We start from the raw sequence: 22,841 nt of genomic DNA on the forward strand, positions 1-22,841 counted from the left end.
ACTTTTACCGGCAATTAATAAATTTAACCCCTTCAGTTAATCCCGCGCAAACAGTCAGTTTCTATACTTTAAGAGGGTTGAAAACAACGCAAATATATCATGAACCCACATTAATTCACAGGGAGTGCGATAAAAACATGAAACCTTGGTTAAAAAAAGAATTAGCATTGGGTCTTGTTCTAAGCTTATTTGTTTTAATGCTGGCAGCTTGTGGAGGTTCGGACAGCAAAGAAGCAACTACAAGCGGAAACGCGAGCGCTACTCCTGCAACGGAAGAAATTTCAGTGACTGATCTGGAAGTAAAGGCGAAGGAAGAAGGCGCTGTCGTAAGCGTCGGCATGCCGGATTCCTGGGCGAACTGGAAGGGGACATGGGAGGATCTTAAGAGCAAATACTCTCTTACACACACAGATACAGATATGTCGAGCGCGGAGGAAATCGCCAAATTCGAGGCGGAGAAGGACAAGCCTACTGCCGACATCGGTGATGTAGGTATAGCCTTCGGATCGGTAGCGATTGATAAGGGGGTCACGCAACCCTATAAAACCTCCTATTGGGATGAAATTCCCGACTGGGCTAAGGATAGCGAGGGCCACTGGCTAGTCGGCTACCAGGGCTCTATCTCAATCTTTACGAATACACAGCTTGTTCAATCAGCTCCGCAAAGCTGGGAGGATCTCAAGAACGGCGACTATAAAATCATTGTTGGCGATGTAACAAAGGCAGCGCAAGCGCAAATGGCTGTATTAGCGGCCGCAATGGCTTATGGCGGCGATGAATCGAACATCGAACCGGGAATAGCTTACTTTGAAGAGCTTGCGAAGAAGGGGCGTCTGTCCAATGCAGAAGCTTCACTGGCTAACATAGAGAAGGGCGAGGTTCAAGTTACATTGCTATGGGACTTTAACGCTCTCAACTACAAGGATCAATTGGGTGCGGATAAATTTAGCGTAGCTATACCTAAAGAGGGCAGCGTTGTAAGCGGCTATGCAACGATCATTAATAAATATGCTCCCCATCCGAATGCCGCCAAGCTTGCCCGCGAATATATTCTAAGCGACGATGGCCAGATTAACCTGGCTAAAGGTTATGCAAGACCGATCCGCAACAGCGTACAGCTTCCTGACGAGGTAGCCGCCAAGCTTTTACCAGCAGAGGCCTATACCAACGTGAAGCCGGTTAACGATTACAAGGTGTGGGAAGAAACCGCGAAGACTCTTCCGCAGCTTTGGCAGGAACGCGTACTTGTTTATATGAATTAATGAGCATGCCTAAAAGGTGGGGCGTCTTCGTCATCTGATGAACGACGCCCCTTTTTTACAAGAAGGAGAGTGAGGGCGTGAAGCGTAGTAATCGATGGTTCTTACTAGGGTTAGTTCCTTTTGTAGTGATGATCGTGCTGTTTCAATTAGCTCCAATCCTGTCAATGTTGACGGGAAGCATTAGTCAAGGGAACGGTTCAGGTTTTACGCTTGATTATTATTCACGGATTATCCATAGCGAATTTTATTTGAAAGCTATTAAGAACAGTTTGCTGATTTCCATTTTTTCCAGTGTGATTGGGATTGTAGCCGGGCTGATTTGTGCTTATTCGATTACTCGATTCTCGCCAAGGATGCGGGATCGGTTGTTAATGCTGTCTAATATGACGTCGAATTTTGCTGGTGTTCCGCTTGCGTTTGCTTATATTATTCTGCTTGGCAGCAATGGGGTATTTACGTTGCTCTTTAAGCAGTGGGGCTGGAGCGTGTTCGCCGATTTCAATTTATATAGCTGGGCAGGACTTGTGTTGGTTTACGTGTACTTTCAGGTGCCCCTTGCTTTATTGCTATTGTACCCTTCCTTTTACGGGATCCGGGAGCAGTGGAAGGAGGCGGCTTCCCTGTTAGGTGCAAGCAAATGGCAGTTTTGGAGAACGATCGGATTGCCTATTCTGACGCCTGCTGTTTTCGGTACATTGGGAATTTTGTTCGCTAACGGGATGGGAGCATATGCAACTGCCTATGCCCTGGTTGGCGGAAATTACAATTTGCTTGCAGTCCGGATAGGATCATTGGTCGCAGGAGACGTGGTCAATGAACCACAGCTAGGCAATGCACTCGCAGTTATATTGGCTTTATCGACGCTGCTAGCGGTGTATCTTAATCATAAAATGACACAGCGATCCAAGATGCTTCAATCCGGATTTACCTCAAACAATACCAGGAGCTTACGAATATTTACCAAGCTGAAGTCCTCGGCAGTGAAGGAGGAACTGTAATGGAGACCCATAGAAAGAAGGCAGGCTGGGGGCATCTGTCACTAATGCTAATCTTGATGGTTTATTTGCTTCTTCCTTTGCTTGTTACGTTTATTTATGCGTTCGCGAAGGAGTGGCAGGCAACGATCTTACCGGAGAGCTGGACGTTGGCATGGTTCAAGGAAATGCTTCAGGACGTCAGGTTTATGGAGGCCCTGTGGACCTCGCTATATCTCTGTATCATTAGTGTGGCGCTGAGCCTCGCCGTGATGCTGCCAGCCGTGTTTATTATTACTGTCTATCTGCCCGGGCTGGAGAGGTTCATGAAGGGAATCGTTGTCCTTCCTTATGCCGTACCCGGCGTCGTTGCAGCGGTAGGGCTGATTCGGGCCTATTCCTCTGGGCCGATTCCTATTGCAGGTACAGCGTATATTTTGATCGGCGCGTACTTCATTATTATATTGCCTTACATGTACCAGGGGATTCGCAACAGTCTGTTAACGGTGTCTGCCGTTGAACTGGTTAATTCGGCTGAAATGTTAGGTGCCAGTCGATTGAAGGCATTTACAACCGTAATTGTACCCAATATTTGGCCAGGGATTATCACATCTACCTTGTTATCTTTCTCCGTATTATTTGGTGAATTTGTTCTAACAAACATGTTGGTTGGCGGGCATATTCAGACGATTCAGGTTTATTTGTATCAAAGGGTCAACGAAAGCGGACATCTGGCTAGCGCCATTGCGATTTCCTACTTTTTGTTTATTCTGGTGCTGTCTATGATCCTAATGAAGCTTGGCAAAAAAGTGAATAAGGGGATATCAGGATGAAACCATATTTGAGACTTGAAGGTATCCGCAAGCAATTCGGGGATACCACGGTGCTTCATAATGTCAATTTGGATATTCGTGAGGGAGAACTTGTTACGCTGCTGGGTCCATCCGGCTGTGGAAAAAGTACGCTGCTGCGCTGTATCGCCGGCCTGACGGATCTGGATGGCGGACATATTTTACTCGATAGCAAGGACATTGTAAGCCTGCCACCCCGCAGCCGCGAGATCGGCATGGTATTTCAATCCTACGCCTTGTTTCCGAATTTGTCGGTCAGTGAAAATATAGAGTACGGAATGAAAATGAGAGGAGTCTCCAAGGAAGCAAGACGTAAAAGATCGGCTGAACTGCTGGAGCTTATTGATCTTGGAGAAAAACGGGACGCGTATCCTCAGCAACTGTCGGGTGGTCAACAGCAGCGCGTCGCGCTTGCACGTTCACTTGCAGTTCAGCCTAAGGTTCTTCTGTTGGATGAGCCACTTAGTGCTTTGGATGCGAGAATTCGAAAAAACCTGCGGACGGAAATCCGTGAGATTCAGAAGAAGTTCAATATAACGACGATCTTTGTGACCCATGACCAGGAGGAGGCGTTGATCTTATCCGACCGGGTATGCCTGATGAATAAGGGAAGCATCGTCCAGCAGGGTGCTCCGGAAGAGCTGTATGCGATTCCGCGCACAGAGTTTGTTGCGCAGTTTATGGGAAGCTATAACGTGTTGACTCGTCCCGAGGTATTGCGATTATTCGGTAAGGTCAATGGGGATGCTGAGAGCTTCGCCATTCGGCCCGAAGCGCTAATACTGGTAAGTCCGGACTTATTAAGCGAAGTTTCGCGTGAAGGTAAGCAAGTCGTAGAAGGTACTGTCCATTCGATATCCATCCTCGGCAATATTATCCGATATGCCATCGATGCCGCCGGTGTAAGGCTGATAGTAGATACGCTTAATGATGGCCGATCCTTGAGAATTCAAGAGCGGAGTCCCGTGAATCTTGCCCTGGATCATGCTCAATTGCTGCACTTAGAGAAGGAAGGAGCATAAAATATTTGTCCATTTCATCCGAACAGCGTAAGAAAGTGATTATCGAGCAACTGAAGCAGCAGGGTCAGGTAAAGGTTCCTGACTTGTCGACTTATTTTACTGTCTCAGAGGAGACGATTCGACGTGATCTTGTACTCCTGGAAAAGGAAGGCCTTGCCAAGCGGGTATACGGGGGAGCGGTTCTGACGAAAATGACCAGCTTCGAGCCTCCCTATTTGCAGCGCCAAATGGTGAATGCGGAAGAGAAGGAGCGGATCGGGCGCGTGGCTGCGGAACTTATTGAATCCGGCGATACCATTGCGGTTGACGTAGGAACGACGACGCTTGAGCTGGCTAAGGCTATACATGGACGCGAGCGACTGACGATTCTGACCAACTCGCTTGCCGTTGCTTATCATTTAATGGACTCCTTGAACAGCGGAAGGTTCTCCGGGAAGATTTATGTAGTCGGAGGCGAAATGAATCCGGAGCAGCAATCTATGTCCGGGACGCTGGGAGAGCAAATTCTCTGCCAATTTCGTGTAGATAAAGCGTTTATCTCTGTTGGAGGCATGTCCTTGAAAAGGGGCATCAGCGACTATGATCCGAACGAGACCGGGATGTCGCGCAGGATGATAGATGCAGCTTCCCAGACTATCGTATTGGCCGACGGCTCCAAGCTGGATAAGGAAGGATTCATTGAAATTGTGCCAATGCATAGAGTTCATACCATTGTTAGCGATATTGCTCCGCCTAAGGAATGGCTGCAAGGGCTTAAAAGCTGCCGTATCCGCTGGATTGAAGCTAAGAAAAGAGGGGATTAGGGATGTTGCAAGCAGAAGCCAAGCTTATCGTTGTTGTACTGGATGGATTAAGATACGATGCCGCCCGCAAATATTTGGGATATATGGAGCATCTTGTTGAGCAAGGCGAAATGAACTGCTATCGGGTTCAATCCCAGCTGCCAAGTCTCTCGCGTCCGTTGTACGAAGTACTGCTGACTGGCACGCACGTGGCGAGAAACGGAATTACGGCGAATCATATTGCAAGGTTAAGTCGTGAACAGAGCGTGTTCCATCTCGCGCGTGAAGCCGGATTAAGGACTGCTGCGGCAGCGTATCATTGGGTGAGCGAGCTTTATAACATCGCTCCGTTTAACCCTGTCGCAGACCGACATCAGCATGATGACAGCAGACCGATTCAGCACGGGATGTTCTATTTCGAGGATCACTATCCCGACAGTCACCTGTTTATAGATGCCGAACATTTAAGATCGACTTATGATCCGCATTTTTTATATATTCATTCTATGAATATCGACGACATTGGCCATAAGCACGGAGGGGAAAGCAAGGAATATGCCGGTTCTGTACGTGTTGCAGACGGAATATTGGCAACCTTGGTTCCTGTGTGGAGATCACAGGGATATCAGGTGGTGGTCACAGCCGATCATGGGATGAATGCGATGGGTCATCATGGAGGAACCGAGCCCGAAGAGCGGAATGTTCCGCTTTATGTGTTTGGCGAGTTGCCTTCGCCTTCCTTAATGCCGGATCAGACATGGGCAATATCACAGCTGCATTTGGCACCGTTAATGTGCCATTATTTGGGGATTAATACTTCGGAAGCCATGCTGGCATGGGATTAGATCAAGGGGGATATGACGAGTGAAGGTAGATATGCATTTTCATCTGGAAGAGGGACCCTATTCGCTGCGCTGGCTATCCCGCACTTTGCAGGCGCTTGCTTCTACGGAGCCTGAACGGGATGCCTCATTAGGTCATCATACGCTGCAATATGGGGAGGAAATGACCAAGCTCCTGTCACACAGAATGCAGCAGGGTTGCTATAATGAGGAATGGCTGGATCGCTTTCTGAATACGGGGCGTAAAAGAGGGATCGGACAGTTCGGCGTAGTAGATCATTTATACCGGTTTCGCGAATGTCGGCCGTATTATGAGAGACATATGCTGCTGGACGACAGCCCTGTCGGGAGAATGCAGCAAGCATGGCTGGACCAGGTTTGCGTGGCGTCGCTCCCCGAATTCGTTCGCTTCGTAACGGAGGCAAAGGCCTCAAGACCGGATCTTGCCCTGGGAATCGAAGCCGATTTTTTTCCGGGTGGAGAACAGGAACTGAGGGAAATTCTCGCAGGGTCCAAATGGGATTACGTTATAGGTTCCGTTCATTTTTTGGATGGATGGGGGTTTGACAATCCTGAGACGCGGCATGAATTTGAGGGTAGAGACCCGGTGCAAACCTATAAGCACTATTACGAGCTGATGAGGCAGGCTTGCGTGTCCGGGTTGTTTCATATTATCGCCCATCCCGATAACCTTAAAGTATTCGGATTCCGGCCGGTTGACGAGAAGGAGCTGCTTCCTTATTACCGAATGCTGGCGAAGGAAATAGTACAGAGCGGGGTCATTACCGAGATTAATACTGGACTTGCTTACCGCTACCCGATCGAGGAGAGCTGCCCGAGTCCGTTATTTCTCTCTGTGCTTGCTGAATATAAGGTTCCGCTTACTTTGTCCTCGGACGCGCATTTTCCGGATGATATCGGGATGCTGTTGGATCAGGCCAGAGCGGATGCTGAACGTATGGGTTATAAAGAGCTCGTAGCCTTTAGAGACGGGAAGCGGTTGCTGGTACCCATAAATGGATCATAGCATCAAGTCCCCCTTTGACCGCACTTAAATTATAAAATTTCGTTACCTATTGATAAAAACCCCTCACGTAAAATATTACATTTACGTGAGGGGTTTCAAGTCTCATTTAAACTTTAGCTGCCCATACTTCAATTTCTATTTTAATTTCCGGTAGTCCTAATTCAGAAACATAGCCGATCGTCATCGCTGGATAATCATGATCAAATAGTTGCTCCCATTTTTTATCTAGGTAAGCCCAGTCTATTTTTTGGGTCGCCCATATATTTACTTTGATAATATGCTCTGATGTCAGCTCCTCAGCTTGCAACACGCTTTGGATATTATTAAAAGTATTCTTGATTTGTTCATTCATGTTATCGGGGATGTTGCCATTTTCGTCTACCCCAATTTGCCCAGAAGTAACATACAGCTCAGAATTTCTCGGGATTTTGGTAATATGAGTGTAGTTGCCAACCGGACTATACATACCCTCAGGGTTTTTCCGAGTAATTTTGGTATTTTCCATTTTAAAAAGCACCTCCGCAAAATAAGAATGTTCTGCTATTTTATTCATTCATTTTTGGACACACTTCACCCGTGAAAATGAATTCTAGAAAAAAACAGCGGTAGAGTATCCATATCCAGAAGATATAAACGTTAAAGATCTTTTCTTCATAGATTGAACACCCCTTTCTTAATAAATGCGAAGCGATAAATATGACAAGTATTATATTGGAACTAAAATTTGGTGTCAATGCCGAGACTTTTCTTTAATTCCTCCCGTTGGTTTTCCTTCTCGAAGTGACTCCTTATAGAAAATCATTATATATGCTGAACCTGTATCAGGTACGGGTAATCTGGTTCCGGCGGCCTTGATCGGCCATCCTTTATCAAGGACGGTGCAACCGTTTCTTCTTGTTGATATAATACTGGTACAAAACCATGCAAGGAGATGTTCATGATCAAAATACTTGTGGTGGATGACGAGAGCAGCATTCGATCGGCGGTTGCTTATGCGCTGCGCAGGGAAGGTTATGAGGTGGAGATAGCCGCGGACGGTCAGGAGGCTCTGGACAAGGTGGAGACGTTCCGGCCTACAGTTATGGTGCTCGATGTCATGATGCCTCGTGTAAGCGGTTATGAGGTATGCCGCAAGCTTGACGGACAACCTCGGCCGGCGATTCTATTGCTGACGGTCAAAGATGATATCGTCGACAAAGTACTGGGACTGGAGCTGGGCGCTGACGATTACATGACCAAACCTTTTGATATGCGGGAGCTGCTGGCCCGAGTTAAGGCTCTGTCACGCCGGGGAGGTTATGCACAGCAAATACAGCAGGAGCAGGAGGATGTACTGAGACTGGGGGATTTGACTGCAGAGATATTTAGCCGCACGGTGTCCATTCAAGGGGAACTGCTTGATTTGACGCCTAAGGAATTTGATCTGCTAGTCTTGCTGATGCGCAATCCGGGACGGGTCTATTCACGGGAAGTGCTGCTGGAGAAGGTATGGGATATGGATTTTGCGGGTGGCACCCGCACCGTGGACATCCATATACAGCGTCTGCGCAAAAAGCTGGGCAGTCTCCACGGCATCATTCAGACCGTTTACGGAATCGGATATAAAAGTACGGAGTTACCCTAGATGCTCGGCAAATTTCGGCTAGGCCTGAAAGGGAAAATTTCTTTGCTGCTCGCCTTATTGCTCGTGTTTGTCGTGACCTGCCTGAGCGTGCTGGTGTTGAGCGGCATTCGAGAGAACCAGCGAACCCTGCTGGAGCAGTCTTTTACCCGGCAAGCAGAAGCCGCCAATTTGCATGTGCGGGAGGAATATTTGACCGGAGGCAGGATGCAGCCGGACCAGTTCATGAAGCAGACAGGTCAACGGCTGGCCGTGGATTTGGGAGCGCAAAGCGGTATGGCAGTGACGCTGTATACGGTGGACGGCACCTTTGCCGGTACCTCGCTGCCGTTTCAGCCCCGGGCCGACGTGCAGGATGCACTGCGTTTTACAGCCCAAGGGCAATCGGCGTACCTTACCGAAGGGGATCAGCTATTGTTTCTTGCTCCGCTATACAATGCCGAGCAGCGTCTGGGCACGTTACAGTTCCATGCCTCGCTTGCTGAGCAAAATGCTTTTTATGCGCGAATTCGCCGGTTGTTTCTTCTGGCCGGGGCCACTGTGCTTGGGGTCGGTTTTCTAATCGGTTACGTCTATGTCCGGCGCCAGGTCAATGTCATTAGTCGGTTGAACAGGGCGGCCTCGCAAATCGGGCAAGGCGATTATCTATCGGCGCTTTCGGTAATCAGAAAGGATGAGCTGGGAGAGTTGGCCCAAGGAATCTTTGAGATGAGCCAAAACATCTCTGCGTCAGTTGATGCTTTGCATGAAGAGAAGCAGAAACTGCTTGATACGGTGGGACGACTGCGGGAGCTGGAGCAGCAGCAGAAGCAGTTCATCGGCAATATTAGCCATGAGCTGAAAACGCCGTTAACCTCGATCATTGCGTACGCCGATCTGTTAAATATGTACCGTGATGATCCCGCTCTGTTGGACGATGCCGGAAGGCGTATCCATGTGGAAGCACAGCGGCTGTATGGGCTTGTAGAGAAAGCGTTGCAGCTGTCGGCGATGGATGTTTACGAGTTTGAGACTCAAGCGGAGGCGATTCCGCTGCGACCTCTGCTGGAGGAAGCTGTGGCTCGGCTGCAAGGAAAAGCGAACAGCTGCGGGGTCACGATCCATACTTCGCTTGCTGCAGGAGAGGTATGGGCCGATCCAGAAAACGTGATGCACATTATGCTTAATTTACTGGACAACGCGGTAAAATATAACCGCCCAGGCGGACAAGTCCACTTGCTTAACTACATTACAGCGCCAGAAAACGGGACACCGCGGATGGTCATCGAAATCTCTGATACAGGAATCGGTATTCCGGAGGAAGCCGTACTGCGTATTTTCGATCCGTTCTATACAGTTAGCAAAGACCGATCAAGAGCCAGCGGTGGAACAGGACTTGGGTTACCTCTGGTACGCAATCTGGCTGAGAAGCAAGGGGGAACGGTACAGCTTGCCGAGACGGGACCGGACGGGTCGCGGTTCACGGTGGAACTTCCACTGCATGCTTCCGGTTCGGAAGGAATAAAATATACACAAACTAACGAAGGCGAAGCTCGGAATGAATAAGATCATCCGGGCTTTTCGACGTGATTTACCCCAAATACCGATTTAAAGATTGTTTACAAGTTCGTTACAAGCCAGATATTTTTACGAAATATTGTCTCTCTATACTAAGGGCCATGGGGGAGCTTGCAGCAGATGAAGCAGACCCAACCGGAACAAGCGGCCCGGGTCTGAACAACATTACTGAGCAGGAGGACCTCGATGAAGATGAACAGAAGGAAATACATTGCCGGACTGCTTGCCGCGACCTTGCTGTCAGTCGGCATTATATCGGGTTGCAGTACAGCACAGGAGGGCAAAACGGCGCCGGTTCGCAGCACGCCCGATGAAGGAAGCCGCATCGGTACCGAGACGGGAGGAGGAAAACGCGAACTAACGGTAGTCAAAGAGGGCAAACCGCCTGCGGAGCAGGGAATTGCCGTGCAGCGGATACATCGGATTGAAGGTGCAAATATAGAAAAATGGTTGTCAGACCATGAACTGGAGATCCAGGTGACCACATTGGAGAAGCAGGCGACTGCTACAGAAGAACCGCAATTTAGCTACAGTAGGTTCCGTTTTGATCTGGATACAGGACAGCGCCAGAGCATCGAGGGGCGACCGGGAGCAAGCCAAGGGGAGGTCATCAAATCCTTCCCATCGCCAGATGGAAAATACAGCTTCATTCAGACCTGGAAGAATAAATATGAGGCTGTGAATGCGATCAAAAATTTAATTACAGGGGAGCGGAACGAGCTGCTGGCGATTGACAATTATTTGGAGACAGGCGGCTGGCTCAATAACGATTCCTATATTCTTGCCGCCGGCTCGATGGAGGGCCTGGGTGCGATATGGAAGATTTCTGTAGACGGTACCCGGGAAAAGATCGAGTTGCAGGATTCCGAGCTAGAATTCTTTACTCAATTTGCTGTGGGGAATGGATGGATTTATTACACAGATAATAATAGCCGCCTGAAAAGTTTCACCCCCACACAAGCTCGGCCAACCCTGCTAACTGCGAATGTCTCCACTTTGAGCCTGTCTCCTGACAGTCAGCGAATTGCCGTCACCACTTCAAGAAGCGGCGGTCAGGCAGAAGAGAGCCTGCTCATCTACGATACAAGGGGTCAGGTACAAGGCTTGCAGATCGGCAAAGGTGATTTGGTGTCCTACCAATCCTGGTCTCCCGATTCTTCCAAGCTGGCCTTTGCGGTTTATACCGAGGACAAGAGCGGCATGAATGGGATCTATATTTTTGATACTGTCTCCGGTAAGGTGTCGCCGCTAGGGTTATCGTATTTCCCGGTGTATCCGCTAAGCTGGAGCCCTTCTGGGGCAAGGCTGGGTATTACTGTAGATGATAAAGAGAAGCTTGTCGTCACCCATATTGTCGATTTCAAACAATAATTATGTTCGGATTAAGAGAGAAGAAAAAAGGAGAGATCGTAATGAAAAAAACACTTTTATCCCTCATCGTAGTGGGTATGACTTTATCCGGAGCCGCCGGTGTATATGCGGGAAGCAAGCTGGAGAAGATCAGCGCTTATCTGAATCACGGCATTACTTTTAAAGTAAACGGAGCCGTTCAATCCTTAACAGACAGCAACGGCAAAAAGCTGGTGCCAATCACCTATCAAAATACGACGTATTTGCCGGTGCGGGTCATTTCCAACATGGCTGGAATCAATGTGCAGTTTGATGCCGCCAGCCAGCAGATTCGCCTGGAAACGACTCAAGGCGGAGATAACCAGCCAGCAGGTGAATGGACGGCTGTCCATTACAATGAAGGGCAGATTAAAGCGATCAAACAGGCTTACGCTAATTTCGAATCCTTTGAGACAGCCTATGCTCCAAAGCAAATGACCGCAAACGACAGTTATGTTAAAGCGGCAGCCACGGGCGATGGAGTTAATTTAATCTTTAAGCATATGACGGTGAATGTGTCACCGCGGGATTATTCCAGCGACTATGAATCCAGGGAAGTCAAGTTAGCGAATGGCGTCGTCGCGAAATGGTATACACCTTCCGATATACCGATGCTGGGTTTCCAATTGGACGACCGGACGGTAACGATTAGCTCCCCTGACGGTTCCTTGAGCAACAGCCAAATCGAGCAGGTTGCTGTTAGTGTAGCTAAACTGAATTAAGTATGAATTGATAACAACAAGAAGCTGCGATGTGCAATATTATCCATACCATGGACATGTTATGCCGTCAGAAAGATACTGCGAATCGTCTTAATAAAACTTTTACTTAGTGAGTGGGAGCATAGGTACTCATGTAATTCTCTTGATCTAAATTAAACGAATGGTACATTCATAAAGAAAATGCTCTTCAGGTCATTCGATACTGAAGGGCATATTTTATTAATTGGTATAATGCCGGCAAACAAAGTGACGTTTCACGTCGATGGCTTGCCGGGATATTTCGGTGAGGGGCACACCATATAAAGAATGTAGAAGCTCGCGAATCCCCATCAAAAGGAATTTGTGGGCTTTTTTACATGGTGAAAAAAGGGGTTATAAGTATCCAGGAAAGGCATATATAGAACAGTGATGTCCGTATAATAAGAACATGGTGGACAAAGAGTCGAGTTTGCCAATGCCTATTCCCATGGGATTTTCAAGATTCCGCCATTATCAATTCCCATAAAGGACGGGGCATGTTATTATATGAATGTCCACTGGTGAAATACAATTTTAACACTGGGGATAGACAAATGATTGGGTAACAGGAATCGTTGGTAATCCTAAGTTGATGAAGTAGGAGGGGATTGTTTGTAAGCGTTGTCAAATTCGGGAGAAGATAGGTCATCATGTTAACTATTAGGTTGAACAAGGAATAATAAGAGCCGCACAGATCTATTAATTTATGCCGGGGGTTGGGACGATGAGCATAAAGGAAGAGGCATTACAGGCACATAGGGTGAGACACGGTAAGCTCGAAATTGCGACTAAAATGCCGCTTAATAACAAACATGATCTGGAGCTGGCATATACGCCGGGGGTAGCAGAACCTTGCAAAGAAATTGCCAAAGACAAGGAAAAGGCCTATGACTACACGATTAAAGGCAGCACCGTAGCCATTGTAACCAATGGGACAGCCGTTCTGGGGCTTGGCAATATCGGCCCCGAGGGGGGATTGCCCGTTATAGAAGGCAAGGCGCTGCTGCTCAAGAAGTTTGGCAACGTGAATGCATTCCCGATCTGTATCGACAGCCTTGATCCGGATGAAATTGTAAGAACCATTCAAGTGATCGCACCCGGCTTCGGAGGTATTCATCTGGAGGATATCAGGGCGCCTGAATGCTTCTACATCGAGGATAAGCTGAAGGAAACTCTAAATATTCCCGTATATCATGACGACCAGCACGGAACGGCCGTTGCCGTGCTTGCGGGTCTGTACAACGCTATGAAGGTTGTTAATAAATCCTTGGACAGTATACGCATCGTGATCAACGGCGCGGGTGCATCGGGCATTGCTGTTGCAAAGTTGCTGCTTGCGGCGGGGGCAAGGCATCTGGTGCTATGCGATATTAACGGAGCTATTTCAGAATACGTTGGCTCCATGAACGAGGCTCAGCAAAGAATCGCCAAAGTTACGAACAGGGATTTTGAGACAGGGACCCTTGAAGATATTATTAAAGGCAAGGATGTATTTATCGGGGTGTCGGTGGAAGGCGTGTTGACGAAGAAAATGGTGCAGACTATGAGTTCCGACTGCATTATCTTTGCTCTGGCCAACCCCGTGCCGGAGATAATGCCGGAGGAGGCTATAATAGGTGGGGCAAGAATAGTAGCCACAGGCAGATCTGATTACCCCAATCAGATCAATAACCTACTGGTATTCCCAGGCATTTTCAGGGGTGCTCTGGATGCAAGAGTACGGAATATTACCGATGAGATGAAGCTTGCTGCGGCTCAAGGCATTGCGGAACTGGTGAACGATGAGGAGCGGAATGAAAATTACATTGTTCCGGACGCCTTCGACAAGCGAGTGAGCATAGCCGTTAGCGAAGCGTTAATTCAAATCGCTCGCAAGACGGGGGTCGCAAGAGCATAATTTGCAAAAAATCATAATAGAATTTTTTGGTTGACTCGCTCATGGATTCATGATATATTATATTTCGTTGCTGCAAAACATTGCAGCAACGAAATACGCGGTCGTGGCGGAATTGGCAGACGCGCACGGTTCAGGTCCGTGTGGGCTAACCCCCGTGGAGGTTCGAGTCCTCTCGACCGCATTATCTTAACAAAGAATAAGCTCCTGAATTTGTCCTTGAGACGATTCAGGAGCTTTTTGTATTCTTGGAGTTTGTAGTGCATTGCTTATGACTTGTGCTGTAATCCAGATATGCATAGATGTTGGACGTTGTGAATTAATGGCTATGTCCTAGCCATATTAAATTTCTTTCAGGCTTACTCCTTTGAAAGCAACAAAGTCCCTTCATATGATACTGGGATGACTGTGTGGCAAATGGTTACGAATGATTCAAAGGGAACTCAAATCGTGAGGCTTTGACTACACCTCATTCAGAAATCTCGTATTGCAACCACTTGGACCTGCCGGAAACCGTAGATGCCGAACCGCTCTTTGGGATTCATACAACGATAAGGAAATCGCAGAGAAAAGGTGCAAGGTGGGGGATCGGGATGTTGCCATTATCGACGCGTGTTTCTTCTCCACCCGGAGCTTCGCGGCAACTGGGATTACTCATTTGGCTTGACATTGATTCGGCAACGATGGTAAATCGGGCTCTTCAAAGGGATGTGGCATGGGTCGGGTCTCCACATGCAGTTGAGGATAGATACCGGCGATTTAACGCTTGTCAAATTGCGTTATTTATCTACCATTATCTGGAGACTGTGAAGATCTTTTCGAAGCTGCGAAACTTATTATAGGAGTACTATGTGTAGATAAAAGAAAAAAAGATAATATAATGGAAGTCGACACGGACTATATCAAACAATATATAATATGAAAAACCGGTATTCCATAACGTAAAGAATATCTGTTATTTTTGTTAAAATCGCTGCTACGTTGCTCTCTTATTCGGATGAAAGAGCCGATTACGTAATTTCTTTACACCTTATTAAGGAGGCATAGGCAATGACAAGTGTTCTCGTAGTTGAAGACGATACGCATATGTGGGAAATGATTTCAATGGTTTTGAACCATGAAGGTTTTCGGGTCCGGGGGGCGGTTAACGGCAAGGAAGCGCTTGCTGAAATGGAGAGCGCTCCTCCGGATTTGGTTTTGCTGGATATCATGATGCCAATCATGGATGGGTGGGATTTGTGCCAGGAACTTCGGCGCTTGAACCCCGAACTGCCAATTATCATGATTACAGCTAAGCATGAGACAAGTCAAAAGGTGAAAGGATTCGGCCTAGGCGCAGATGATTACCTGGTAAAGCCTTTTGACCCGCAGGAACTGGTGGCCCGAATCAAAGCGGTAATGCGCCGGTATCGGATTGCAGCCGATAAAATGGTTAGATTGGGCAGTCTCAAGCTGGATCGGCTTCGGGGGACGATTTCGGACGGAAAGATCAATTGGAACTTGCCGCTTAAGGAATTCGAACTATTATATCAACTTGCGAGTTATCCCGGACAAATCTTTATGCGAGACCAGTTAATTGAAGCGATATGGGGCTTTGACCACGAAGGGGATGAGCGGACGGTCGATGTTCATATTAAGCGGCTTCGGGAGCGATTTTCCACTTATACTCACCTTTTTCGTATTGTAACGGTCCGCGGACTCGGATACAGGTTAGTGACGGAAAGCTATGATTAAGAGCTTATATTTAAAAATGGTATTGCTCTTTTTCGTAGCTGTGGCTATAGGGATCGGAGGCGCCATTCCATTAACCATTTATTTGTTTAAAGATCAGATTACGCAATCCATCCAACAAGAGTATGCGATGCGAAACGAGTTGATATCCGATGCTTTTTCCCGATTGGCGCCAGGAGAACGTGATACTTTTCTAAAGCAGTTGTCTGATAAGCAAAAGATAAGCTTATGGGTACACGATAAGAACGGGCTGCGCTACGCTTATGGTCAAACAAACAAATCCTACCTGACAGGCGAAGATATCCACCGCATCCAGAACGGCGCTGAAGTCGTGAGACGAACATCCTTTCTGCCTCTGCCGACGAACTTGCAAATGGGTTTCCCTTTGCAAACTCCGGACGAACAGTTGGCACTTGTCATCCATCCGGAAGGTACTAATCATTCGCAGCTATATATGATTTTGGGTGTTTTTATCGCAATTACAATTGCGATCGCTAACACCAAGTTTATCCTTTTTACTAGCGTAGTGGTAAAGCCCTTGAAAGCATTGACCGCTGCAACCAGAAAAATGGCTAAGGGGGACTTTAGCATCCAACTTCAGACAAAGAACAAAGATGAATTGGGTGTATTGTCGGAGCAATTTCAACAAATGGCCCATGAGATGAGCCAAGTCGAAAAGATGCGTCAGGAGTTTGTCTCCAACGTGTCCCACGAACTTCAAACACCATTGGCGTCCATTTCGGGTTTTGTCTCCATCTTGCAAAGGGGAGGGCTTGAAGAAGCCGAGCAACAGCGCTGTCTGAACATCATTCGGCATGAAAGCATGCGACTATCCCGACTCAGCGAGAACATGCTCCGACTGACGACAATGGATTCTAACCATCTGCCCTTCCATCCATCGCTTGTTCGACTTGATAGTCAACTTCGCCGTATAGTCGTAGCTGCGGAGCCACAATGGGCGTCCAAACGCTTAAATATTCACCTGGAGCTTTCAAAAACGGCAATTCATGCAGATGAAGACCTGCTGAGCCAAGTATGGCTCAATGTGTTCAGCAATAGCATCAAATTCACACCCGAGGGCGGTGACATCTTCATTGAGCTTCGGGCCGGAAAAGGTGAAATCGAAGTTATTTTACGTGACACCGGAATCGGTATGGTCGAGGAAGATCGAAAACGCATCTTCGAACGTTTTTTTATGGCCGATAAATCGCGCAACCGTGAAGCGGAAGGGAGCGGGCTTGGACTCGCAATCGTAAAACGAGTTGTTGAATTGCACGGCGGACGGGTCGAGATCGACAGTGCTCCAGGAAAGGGGACGGCGGTAACCGTTTTTCTGCCAGCTATGTAAATCAGACAAACAATCGGAAATGTGGTAAAAAAGGTGAACGATCTCGCTCGCCTTTTTTTGCATTTATATCCAACTAATCTTACATTTATATCCAATTCATTCATATTGCGTTCATATAGGAAACGTAGCATCGGTTGTGAAAGGAGACTTCAGTCCCAAATAACGCTGATTCGCCGAAACGTCTAGATCCATTTTAAAAAAGGAGTTGACTTCTATGACAAACGATTCTTGTATCGCACAAACCTCTCTTGGCTCCCTTCAAGGGGTTCGAAGGAATGATGTCATTCAATTTCGTGGTGTTCCTTATGCCGACGCACCAGAGGGGGAGTTTCGCTTTTCTCGACCGCGCCACGTATCTGCTTGGGCCGGCACCCGTGATGCAAGCAGTCATGGCTTTATTGCACCACAACCGCCTTCTCCATTACGTCAAGCCATCGGAGAAGCCTCTGAACCGCCTCAGGGGGAAGATTGCCTATCGCTCACAATCTCAACCCCTGCCATCGACCAGGAAAAACGACCTGTTGTCGTTTGGGTACATGGAGGACATTATATGACCGGCGCTGGATCTCTGGACTGGTACGATGGAGCGGAGCTTGCCAAGGACGGAAATCTAGTAACCGTAGGTGTTAATTACCGACTCGGCGCGTTTGGATTCTTGCATTATCCGGGAGTTAGCGATGGAAAAATGGGGATTTATGATATTCTCGCAGCTTTACAATGGGTTCAAGATCATATTACGTGTTTTGGCGGCGATCCTGATCAAGTCACCATCATGGGGCAATCCGCAGGAGCCCATGCCATTATGTGCTTATTGGCCACAGGAGAGGCTCGAGGTCTTTTCCGCAGAGCAATTCTTCAAAGCGCACCCGCAAGTCTTGCTCCAATGTCAGAAGAAAAAGCATGTGAGCATGGAAGCCGGCTGTTGGAAATTTTGAATGTGACTCAGAGGGATCCACAAGAAATTAACGCCCAATTAAATACCTTATCACCTGCCCAAATCATTCAAGCTTCGGGAAAATTGGCTCAGGAAATTGCACGCTTTGGTCAAATTTCTCTCCCTTTTATGCCTGTTTTTGATTCTCTTTCCACGTCGGATCGTTTTATTGAGTTGGCTGCAAAAGGTGCCGGCGAAGCAGGCATTGATCTCATTTTGGGAACCAATCGAGAGGAAGCCAATATTCTTTTGGGGAACGTAAGGAATCTCGATCCGAATTTGGCTAATGAACGTTTCGTTGCCTTGACCGGGAATGAACATGCCATTGAGCGATATCGCTTGCGGCGGCCCGGTAGTGCAACAATCGCTCTAGTATCTGACTTGATTACTGACTATCTGTTCCTGCTCCCTGCTTTGAGGTTAGCAGACGAAGTTCATAAAGCCGACTCTCGTGCTTGGATATATCAGTTTGATTGGGCGCCGCTTGGCTCTCCTTTTAAAGCGTGCCATGGCATAGAACTGCCGTTTATATTTGGAAATTTCGAATCGTACAAGGATGTACCGATATTACAAGGGGCAGATCCAGAAGTTGTTCGAGATTTAACAACGGTTATGCGCAAGGCATGGATTGGATTTATTCAATCTGGCAATCCCGGTGTTTCCGTCCCATGGCCAGCTTATGAGCCGGTTCAGAGACAAACTATGCGATTCAGTTCTATTGTTGGTACTGTTGGTGATTTAGCGGAGATAGGCCGCTTTTATACATGATAAAGATGGATCTGTCACTCGATGAAATAAGTCGAGTGACAGGTTATTCTCATCAAATCATTTGAAGGGGGAGAGGGATCAATGACAAATAAAACGGGGATGGCCCGACTATTGGAAATCGCCGGGGAGAAGCGCGGATTGTTGATCGTTTCGGCCCTTTTATCTTCGCTTAGTGCCGTTTGCTTGCTGGTGCCTTACGCTTCCGTTTTTGTTATTTTACAAGAGCTATTGGAGCACGCAGCATCCCCTGCTTTGGCAGACGGAGCGAAAATGATCCGCTTTAGCGTTATCGCTTTGATTGGCCTGGCAACCGGCTTGGCCACGATGTATGCAGGGGGAATGGTTTCTCATATCGCCGCTTTTCGTATTCTTTACGGCCTCAGGGTCAAGCTGGCAAACCATATTGGCAAGCTTCCGCTTGGCTGGCTGAATGGCACGTCGACGGGTTCCGTCAAGAAAACGCTGGAACAGAACGTGGAGAAAGTGGAAACGTTCATTGCTCACCATTTGCCCGATCTTGTCCATGCTGCTGTAACCACGGTTCTGATGATCGCTGTGATGTTTACATTGAACGTTTGGTTGGCTCTAGCATGCTTCGTGCCGATTGTTCTCGCGTTTGCGGTTCAGATCGCGCTGATCAGCGGACCGAAGACGAAGGAAAACCTCAAGCTTTGCCATGATTCGCTGGAACGGATGAATGCCTCTGCCGTCCAGTATGTTCGGGGAATGCCGGCTATTAAGGTGTTTGGGCAAACCGTTCAGTCGTTTCGTCAGTTTTATCAGGACATGCTTCACTACCGTGACTACGGTTTGAAATTAACGGATCAATTTCAATACGGATCCTTGATTTTCAAAGTGATTCTCGGTTCACTTGCCGCATTTATTCTGCCCGCAGGCGTGTTTTTAATGAGCCGCGATCCAAGCAACATTGCCTTTGCCTCCGTTCTGCTGTTTTTTCTTGTTATGGCGCCAGGGATATCTACCCCCATGTTTAAAATCATGTTTCTGGCTGAAACGCTCAGAGATATCGATGAGGGGGTTCGTCGAGTAGATCGCATACTAGCGGAAGAAGATGTATCAGAGCCTGAGCACCCGGTGCGGCCAACTTCATTTGATGTTTCATTCGATCGTGTATTTTTTTCTTATGGAACGAAGCCTGAAGATAGGGAAGTCCTTGCTGACATTTCCTTTACGGCTCGCCAAGGGGAAGTGACGGCACTCGTCGGCCCGTCTGGAGCTGGCAAGACGACCATTGCCAATCTGGTGCCTCGTTTTTGGGATGTGAATAGGGGGGCGATTCGCATTGGTGATGTGAATATCCGTGAAATCGCGTCGACTGACCTGATGGACATCGTCGCATTTGTGTTTCAGGAATCATTTCTATTTTACGACACCGTGTACAATAATATTGCGGTCGGCCGCCCGGATGCGTCGCCGGAAGAAGTGTATGCCGCGGCGAAAGCAGCGCAGTGTCATGCATTCATTGACGAAACCCTTCCCTTTGGGTATGACACGTTGATCGGAGAAGGCGGCGTTTATTTGTCCGGCGGGGAAGAGCAGAGGATCTGTGTAGCCAGGGCAATCCTGAAAAAGGCCCCCATTCTCGTACTTGACGAAGCCACGGCGTTTGCCGATCCGGAGAACGAGCATGAGATGCAGCTGGCTTTAAAAGCATTGATGAGCAACAAGACGGTCATCGTCATCGCCCATCGCCTGTCCACCATTCAGGATGCGCAGCAAATTCTTGTGATGGAAAGCGGGAGAATCGTCGAGCGGGGAAGTCATGAAGCCCTCCTTTCAACGAACGGCTTGTATGAAGGCATGTGGCGTTCTTACTGTCATGCGACACAATGGCATTTGGGCAAAGGGGGAGCGGATAATGAACATGAGCATGTTGCGCAACATGACCGCGGATAATCCGAGATCTCTCGTCAAACCTGTTTTGTACACGACTTTGGCCAATCTGGCTGGCTTAATCCCTTTTGTGCTGTTGGTAGAAGCGGCGAGATTGATCTTTAATCCGTTTATGAATCCCGATCTGTCATTCGATTCGGTACGGCTCTGGTTTGTGTGTGGTGCTCTGGCGGTTTCTCTCGTTCTTTTGATGGCCTGCGAAATCCCCGCCTATCGTGCCCAATACCGCGATGCCTACAGCGCGGCAGCGGACGGACGATCACGGCTGGCCGAACATATGCGCAAGCTGTCGCTAGGATACCTGAACAAACGAGATCCGGGCGATCTGGCCAATCGAATGGTGGGCGATTTTTCGATGCTGGAACACGGCATTTCCCACTTGGTTCCGCAAATGATCGGTTCCGCCGTCATGCCAGTTGTCGCTCTGGTTGGCTTGTTTTTCCTCGACTGGCGTCTGGCGCTTGCTCTGTTCGCGACACTGCCGGTCGCCATTCTACTGGTGCTCTTGACATCGGGCATTCAGCGCAAACTCGGCTCGAAGCATATCAGAGCCAAGATGAATGCTTCCAGTAGGCTGCAAGAATATTTGAACGGAATCCGAGTGATTAAAGCCTATAATTTGACCGGAGAACGCTTTGTCCGGCTGGAACAGTCATTTAAGGAGTTGATGCGGCAGAGCATCCGTCTCGAAGGGACGATCGGACCGATTGTACTAAGCGCGATTACCTGTGTACGTGCCGGTCTGACCCTGATGATCATGGCTGGCGTTTATCTGCTGACAGGAGGAAGCCTGCATGTGATCACATTCGTAGCTTTCCTGATCATCGGAACTCGCATTTTCGATCCACTGACAACCGCGCTCGCCGGTTATGCGGAATTTCGCTATTTGGAGCAGGCGGGGGAACGCATCGTTCAGCTTTTAAAGGAACCGGTTATGGAAGGAGAACGGCAGCCACCTGCGAGCCATGATGTCGTATTGAAGCATGTTACGTTTGGCTATCATGATCAACCCATCTTGCGAGATGTGAGCATGAGCATGCCGGCCGGCTCCTTTACCGCATTGGTCGGCCCTTCAGGCAGCGGCAAGAGTACCATTCTTCGGCTTGTTGCTCGGTTTTACGACCCGGAACGCGGAATGGTAACGATGGGCGGGGAGGATGTTCGTGCCATGGATCCCGAAGCATTGCTCAGAAAAGTATCGATGGTGTTTCAAGATGTATACCTCTTCCAGGATACCATTGCAGGCAATATCGGGTTCGGACGGAGTGATGCAACGTGCGAGGAAATCGAGGAAGCGGCGCGCCTTGCTTGTTGTCATGATTTTATCATGAAGCTGCCTAACGGTTACGACACGATGGTGGGCGAAGGCGGAAGCACGCTGTCGGGCGGTGAAAAACAACGAATTTCCATTGCTAGGGCGATATTGAAAAATGCGCCGATCATTTTACTCGATGAAGCAACGGCTTCGCTCGATCCCGAGAACGAAGCAGAGATTCAGACCGCGATCGATCGACTGGTGCGAGGCCGAACCCTCATCGTAGTTGCTCACCGGCTCAAGACCGTGCAGCATGCCGACCAAATTGTTGTATTGGATCAAGGGCGGATCGTGGAGCAAGGCTGTCATGACGAATTACTCTCAACGAATGGCTTGTATGCTCGGCTGTGGCAACGCCAACATGGTACAAGTGAAAGGGGGGATTCGTTTGATGAGTTCAAAGACCAAAGAAATGATTGAGAACTATGTTGAAGCGTATAACTCGTTTGATGTCTCGGGAATGGTTAAGCTCTTGCATCAGAACATACTGTTCAGAAATTATGCGAATGGCGAGGTTAACGTGGAGACCTATGGTATCCAAGCGTTTAAAGAGCTGGCCGAAAAGTCGATTAAGACTTTCTCTAGCCGTCGTCAGAACATCATGGAGTATCGGGTTAGAGAGGACAAAATAGAAGTATTCATTAATTATGAGGGGATACTGGCCGTTGATTTGCCGAACGGGTTAAAAACGGGAAACAAGCTGCGGCTAAAAGGGAAGTCAGTATTTCAATTTGAAGAAGGAAAAATATCACGAATTGAAGACTACAGTTGATTAACAAGGTAAGCTCTCAAGGGAACCCCCCAAGGGAACCGTAGGGGGACTGAACAGGCTGTGGATGGTATCCTCTGTTAACCCGCCCATCTCTAATC

Annotated in this window: 19 protein-coding genes and 1 tRNA gene; 19 read left to right on the plus strand and 1 reads right to left on the minus strand. The window is 48.1% G+C overall.

Features of this window, described 5'->3' with window-relative positions; all coding sequences use genetic code 11:
- Positions 1-137: 137 nt before the first annotated feature.
- From BN1360_RS13925 to BN1360_RS13955, 7 genes are all read left to right on the plus strand, one after another.
- Positions 138-1,262 carry an ABC transporter substrate-binding protein gene (locus BN1360_RS13925; RefSeq protein WP_068780453.1) on the plus strand — a complete coding sequence of 375 codons (1,125 nt, stop codon included), beginning with the start codon at positions 138-140 and terminating at the stop codon, positions 1,260-1,262.
- 77 nt (positions 1,263-1,339) lie between these two features.
- Positions 1,340-2,260, plus strand: a complete 921-nt coding sequence (locus BN1360_RS13930) for an ABC transporter permease (RefSeq protein WP_068780454.1) — start codon at positions 1,340-1,342, stop codon at positions 2,258-2,260.
- Positions 2,260-3,069: an ABC transporter permease gene (locus tag BN1360_RS13935; protein ID WP_068780455.1), complete on the plus strand. Its 810-nt coding sequence runs from the start codon at positions 2,260-2,262 to the stop codon at positions 3,067-3,069. Before BN1360_RS13930 ends, BN1360_RS13935 begins: the two co-directional genes overlap by 1 nt.
- Complete coding sequence (locus tag BN1360_RS13940) at positions 3,066-4,109, plus strand: ABC transporter ATP-binding protein (RefSeq protein ID WP_068780456.1); 1,044 nt, start codon at positions 3,066-3,068, stop codon at positions 4,107-4,109. Before BN1360_RS13935 ends, BN1360_RS13940 begins: the two co-directional genes overlap by 4 nt.
- A gap of 5 nt (positions 4,110-4,114) precedes the next feature.
- A complete protein-coding gene (locus BN1360_RS13945; RefSeq protein ID WP_068780457.1) occupies positions 4,115-4,912 on the plus strand; it encodes a DeoR/GlpR family DNA-binding transcription regulator in 798 nt (265 codons plus the stop codon).
- Positions 4,913-4,914: 2 nt separating this feature from the next.
- The gene (locus BN1360_RS13950; RefSeq protein ID WP_068780458.1) at positions 4,915-5,736 is read left to right on the plus strand and encodes an alkaline phosphatase family protein; all 822 of its coding nucleotides are present in this window, start codon (positions 4,915-4,917) and stop codon (positions 5,734-5,736) included.
- Between the two features lie 19 nt (positions 5,737-5,755).
- Positions 5,756-6,760 carry a PHP domain-containing protein gene (locus tag BN1360_RS13955; RefSeq protein WP_068780459.1) on the plus strand — a complete coding sequence of 335 codons (1,005 nt, stop codon included), beginning with the start codon at positions 5,756-5,758 and terminating at the stop codon, positions 6,758-6,760.
- Between the two features lie 106 nt (positions 6,761-6,866).
- Here BN1360_RS13955 and BN1360_RS13960 read toward each other — a convergent pair whose 3' ends face one another.
- Positions 6,867-7,265, minus strand: coding sequence for a RidA family protein (locus tag BN1360_RS13960; protein WP_068780460.1), 399 nt, complete (start codon positions 7,263-7,265; stop codon positions 6,867-6,869).
- Between the two features lie 432 nt (positions 7,266-7,697).
- On the opposite strand from BN1360_RS13960, the gene BN1360_RS13965 reads away from it, so the two are divergent.
- The 12 genes from BN1360_RS13965 (at position 7,698) to BN1360_RS14020 (ending at position 22,743) form a co-directional block, all read left to right on the plus strand.
- The gene (locus BN1360_RS13965) at positions 7,698-8,384 is read left to right on the plus strand and encodes a response regulator transcription factor (RefSeq protein WP_068780461.1); all 687 of its coding nucleotides are present in this window, start codon (positions 7,698-7,700) and stop codon (positions 8,382-8,384) included.
- The gene (locus tag BN1360_RS13970; RefSeq protein WP_068780462.1) at positions 8,385-9,926 is read left to right on the plus strand and encodes a sensor histidine kinase; all 1,542 of its coding nucleotides are present in this window, start codon (positions 8,385-8,387) and stop codon (positions 9,924-9,926) included. It abuts the gene before it with no gap.
- A gap of 204 nt (positions 9,927-10,130) precedes the next feature.
- Positions 10,131-11,309: a TolB family protein gene (locus BN1360_RS13975; protein ID WP_229521003.1), complete on the plus strand. Its 1,179-nt coding sequence runs from the start codon at positions 10,131-10,133 to the stop codon at positions 11,307-11,309.
- Between the two features lie 41 nt (positions 11,310-11,350).
- A complete protein-coding gene (locus BN1360_RS13980) occupies positions 11,351-12,049 on the plus strand; it encodes a stalk domain-containing protein (RefSeq protein WP_068780464.1) in 699 nt (232 codons plus the stop codon).
- A 742-nt stretch (positions 12,050-12,791) separates the two neighbouring features.
- The gene (locus tag BN1360_RS13985) at positions 12,792-13,964 is read left to right on the plus strand and encodes an NAD(P)-dependent malic enzyme (RefSeq protein WP_068780465.1); all 1,173 of its coding nucleotides are present in this window, start codon (positions 12,792-12,794) and stop codon (positions 13,962-13,964) included.
- Positions 13,965-14,061: 97 nt separating this feature from the next.
- A tRNA-Leu gene (locus BN1360_RS13990) sits at positions 14,062-14,145 on the plus strand.
- 866 nt (positions 14,146-15,011) lie between these two features.
- Complete coding sequence (locus tag BN1360_RS13995) at positions 15,012-15,695, plus strand: response regulator transcription factor (protein ID WP_068780466.1); 684 nt, start codon at positions 15,012-15,014, stop codon at positions 15,693-15,695.
- Positions 15,688-17,040 (plus strand): sensor histidine kinase, encoded by a 1,353-nt coding sequence (locus BN1360_RS14000; protein WP_068780467.1) that lies wholly within the window; start codon positions 15,688-15,690, stop codon positions 17,038-17,040. The genes BN1360_RS13995 and BN1360_RS14000 overlap by 8 nt, the downstream gene beginning before the upstream one ends.
- Before the next feature lie 214 nt (positions 17,041-17,254).
- The gene (locus BN1360_RS14005) at positions 17,255-18,742 is read left to right on the plus strand and encodes a carboxylesterase/lipase family protein (RefSeq protein WP_068780468.1); all 1,488 of its coding nucleotides are present in this window, start codon (positions 17,255-17,257) and stop codon (positions 18,740-18,742) included.
- An 81-nt stretch (positions 18,743-18,823) separates the two neighbouring features.
- Positions 18,824-20,659: an ABC transporter ATP-binding protein gene (locus BN1360_RS14010; RefSeq protein WP_068780469.1), complete on the plus strand. Its 1,836-nt coding sequence runs from the start codon at positions 18,824-18,826 to the stop codon at positions 20,657-20,659.
- On the plus strand, positions 20,628-22,391 hold the full coding sequence (locus BN1360_RS14015; protein ID WP_068780511.1) for an ABC transporter ATP-binding protein: 1,764 nt from the start codon (positions 20,628-20,630) through the stop codon (positions 22,389-22,391). Before BN1360_RS14010 ends, BN1360_RS14015 begins: the two co-directional genes overlap by 32 nt.
- Positions 22,363-22,743: a nuclear transport factor 2 family protein gene (locus BN1360_RS14020; RefSeq protein ID WP_068780470.1), complete on the plus strand. Its 381-nt coding sequence runs from the start codon at positions 22,363-22,365 to the stop codon at positions 22,741-22,743. The genes BN1360_RS14015 and BN1360_RS14020 overlap by 29 nt, the downstream gene beginning before the upstream one ends.
- Positions 22,744-22,841: the final 98 nt, after the last annotated feature.

The sequence above is a fragment of the Paenibacillus sp. GM2 genome, from assembly GCF_900069005.2.
Lineage (GTDB): Bacteria > Bacillota > Bacilli > Paenibacillales > Paenibacillaceae > Fontibacillus.

What these genes read in the sequence shown, in the direction of transcription:
- BN1360_RS13925 (WP_068780453.1), top strand. Translation starts at nt 138, where the DNA reads ATGAAACCTTGGTTAAAAAAAGAATTAGCATTGGGTCTTGTTCTAAGC.
- BN1360_RS13935 (WP_068780455.1), top strand. Translation starts at nt 2,260, where the DNA reads ATGGAGACCCATAGAAAGAAGGCAGGCTGGGGGCATCTGTCACTAATG.
- BN1360_RS13940 (WP_068780456.1), top strand. Translation starts at nt 3,066, where the DNA reads ATGAAACCATATTTGAGACTTGAAGGTATCCGCAAGCAATTCGGGGAT.
- BN1360_RS13950 (WP_068780458.1), top strand. Translation starts at nt 4,915, where the DNA reads ATGTTGCAAGCAGAAGCCAAGCTTATCGTTGTTGTACTGGATGGATTA.
- BN1360_RS13960 (WP_068780460.1), bottom strand. Translation starts at nt 7,265, where the DNA reads ATGGAAAATACCAAAATTACTCGGAAAAACCCTGAGGGTATGTATAGT.
- BN1360_RS13965 (WP_068780461.1), top strand. Translation starts at nt 7,698, where the DNA reads ATGATCAAAATACTTGTGGTGGATGACGAGAGCAGCATTCGATCGGCG.
- BN1360_RS13970 (WP_068780462.1), top strand. Translation starts at nt 8,385, where the DNA reads ATGCTCGGCAAATTTCGGCTAGGCCTGAAAGGGAAAATTTCTTTGCTG.
- BN1360_RS13975 (WP_229521003.1), top strand. Translation starts at nt 10,131, where the DNA reads ATGAACAGAAGGAAATACATTGCCGGACTGCTTGCCGCGACCTTGCTG.
- BN1360_RS13980 (WP_068780464.1), top strand. Translation starts at nt 11,351, where the DNA reads ATGAAAAAAACACTTTTATCCCTCATCGTAGTGGGTATGACTTTATCC.
- BN1360_RS13985 (WP_068780465.1), top strand. Translation starts at nt 12,792, where the DNA reads ATGAGCATAAAGGAAGAGGCATTACAGGCACATAGGGTGAGACACGGT.
- BN1360_RS13995 (WP_068780466.1), top strand. Translation starts at nt 15,012, where the DNA reads ATGACAAGTGTTCTCGTAGTTGAAGACGATACGCATATGTGGGAAATG.
- BN1360_RS14000 (WP_068780467.1), top strand. Translation starts at nt 15,688, where the DNA reads ATGATTAAGAGCTTATATTTAAAAATGGTATTGCTCTTTTTCGTAGCT.
- BN1360_RS14005 (WP_068780468.1), top strand. Translation starts at nt 17,255, where the DNA reads ATGACAAACGATTCTTGTATCGCACAAACCTCTCTTGGCTCCCTTCAA.
- BN1360_RS14010 (WP_068780469.1), top strand. Translation starts at nt 18,824, where the DNA reads ATGACAAATAAAACGGGGATGGCCCGACTATTGGAAATCGCCGGGGAG.
- BN1360_RS14015 (WP_068780511.1), top strand. Translation starts at nt 20,628, where the DNA reads ATGAGCATGTTGCGCAACATGACCGCGGATAATCCGAGATCTCTCGTC.
- BN1360_RS14020 (WP_068780470.1), top strand. Translation starts at nt 22,363, where the DNA reads ATGAGTTCAAAGACCAAAGAAATGATTGAGAACTATGTTGAAGCGTAT.